The sequence below is a fragment of the Spiroplasma sp. ald genome, from assembly GCF_044714355.1.
GTDB lineage: Bacteria > Bacillota_I > Bacilli_A > Mycoplasmatales > Mycoplasmataceae > Spiroplasma > Spiroplasma phoeniceum.
This window is the reverse complement of sequence record NZ_RXFY01000137.1, coordinates 1-2,271: the sequence shown is the minus strand read 5'-3', so window position 1 is coordinate 2,271 and position 2,271 is coordinate 1. Positions and strand designations below refer to the sequence as shown.

2 protein-coding genes are annotated in these 2,271 nt (G+C 26.0%); both read left to right on the top strand.

The window, feature by feature from the left end; genetic code table 4:
• Window positions 1-307 precede the first annotated feature (307 nt).
• On the top strand, window positions 308-523 hold the full coding sequence (locus tag EHU54_RS05580) for a YneF family protein (RefSeq protein ID WP_400249400.1): 216 nt from the start codon (window positions 308-310) through the stop codon (window positions 521-523).
• A 309-nt stretch (window positions 524-832) separates the two neighbouring features.
• Window positions 833-2,271, top strand: a 1,439-nt coding sequence (locus tag EHU54_RS05575) for a PTS transporter subunit IIC (protein ID WP_400249401.1), incomplete at its 3' end; no start/stop codon positions are given.

Genomic DNA, 2,271 nt, shown 5'->3' with positions numbered 1-2,271 from the left:
ACTCCTTTCTTTTAATTAATAAGAGTTGTTTTGTCCTAATTCGTTTTACAATTTACAATTTTTAAAAAAGTAAACTTATATGAGTTTATTTTATTTTTATATAGATAAAATGACAAAATAACAATATGTAAAAATAGATATTACAGTTAAATCACAATGATAATATCATTGCTATCCATACTAAATGTAATCGAAGAAAAGCAGATTCTTAAAAACCAGGAAAATAAGACTTATTTTAAAAAATATGTTAAAATATTATAGGAATTATGCTAATAATTACTTATTACAAAAAAGGAGGACAACAAGAATGCCTTGATGAGGAGGACTTATTATTGGGATTGGTTGTTTAATTATTGGTGGGGTTTTAGGATTTTTAATTACCAAAAAAATTGTGCAGAAACAATTACGTGATAATCCCCCAATTACTGAAAAACAAATTCGAGCAATGTATATGCAAATGGGACGCAAACCGTCGGAAGCAGATATTAAAAAGGTTATGAATTCAATGAAACGTGCAAAATAAGATTGGATTTAATATCTTTTGCCAATAATGTAACACATGTTAGATTATTAATCTAACATGTGTTTTTGTTTTACCAAATAATTAACATTAGAAATACTTTTGCATAAATTTGCAAAAAATTTACAATTTTACTAGTTATTACCAAAAAGAAGAAAACAAATTGCAAAGAAGAAAGAAAAAAATAAAATCAAAATAGACATATGTAACATATGTCTATTTTGATTTAAGATGTTAAAAGAAACCTTCGTTATCTTAATACTACAAAAATGATAATTAGAAAGGAGGGATAAAAATGTCGAGTTTTTATTTTTAACAACTGGCTATTATGTTTTAAATTTCTTTAAAGAATTTATTGGTACACCAGCAATTTTGATTGGTTTATTTGCTCTTGTTGGTTGTTTATTACAACGCAAGAAATTGACCGAAACAATTTCAGCAACAATTAAAACAACTGTAAGGTTTTTAATTATCGGTGGGGGAGCTGGGATTTTAGCTGGTGCAGTTGGTAAATTAGGAAATGCTTTTAATTTATTGTTTGGGATTAATGGAATTATTGCTAATAATGATGTTATTCCTGGGTTATTTTTAAATAGTTTACCAAAAATTGTGTTAGCTGGATCATTAATTATGATTTGTGCAATGTTATTAAATATTTTATTAGCACGGATTACCACTTATAAATATATTTATTTAACTGGCCATGTCTTATTTTACTTATCAGTAATGTTTGCTAGTGTTTTAAATTTAGCGGGGTTAAATTTAGCTGAAGATTTACCAATTATTGTTATTACTGGTGCATTATTGGTATCGCTATGAATGATTATTTCGCCAGCATTATTAAATAAATATGTCATTAAAATTACGAAATCCGATACCTTAGCAGTTGGTCATACCGGATCATTATCATACTTGTTTTCTGCTTGAATTGGAATTGTAATTGCAAAAATAAGTCGTAAACCACTTAAATCAACAGAAGAAATTAAGTTTCCAAAAGGATTAAGCTTCTTACGTAATACTAATATTGCAATTGCAATAACAATGTTTTTCTTATACTTAATTATTTATTTTACTGCATGGGGTGTGAAAGGCTATGATGCCTTATATATACCTGATACAGAAACTGGTTGAAAACCAAATAATGCCAAACCAAGTGATTATGGTAGTTATTCACGCATATTTGATAATATGGAAAGTACTATTGCACAATGACAAGATAGTTTAAAAATAGTACAAAAATATAAAGGTAAAGAAATTAATATTTTAACGATTGATGATTTTAATAAACAACCAGTTGACTCAACTATATGAGCAAATAATGAAACACCTTTCGCAATAAAATTAAAAGATGAAAATAATAATGTTTATTGAAAATTAATTGATGGTGAAAACATTTATGATATTATTTATGATATTAATAGAATGTTAGAATACTTAAATCAATATAAATTAAGTTATTTTATGAATAATGATAATAAAGCAGATAATTTTTATACAAAAGAAGTTAAAGTTGGTAAATATTGAGATGCTTATATGATTGATGATAGAAGTTCAATTCAATTTGGTGAAGCCAAATTTGAACAAGTATTTACTCAACAATCAACCGAAAGACAATATACTTTATTAATTTTAGATGAAGATGCCGATAAATTAAATATTAATGATTATTATAATTTTTATACTGTATTTAATGACCGTGGTTTAAATATTGGTGGTGGTGATATTAATTCTGCACCCCAAGATAGACAATG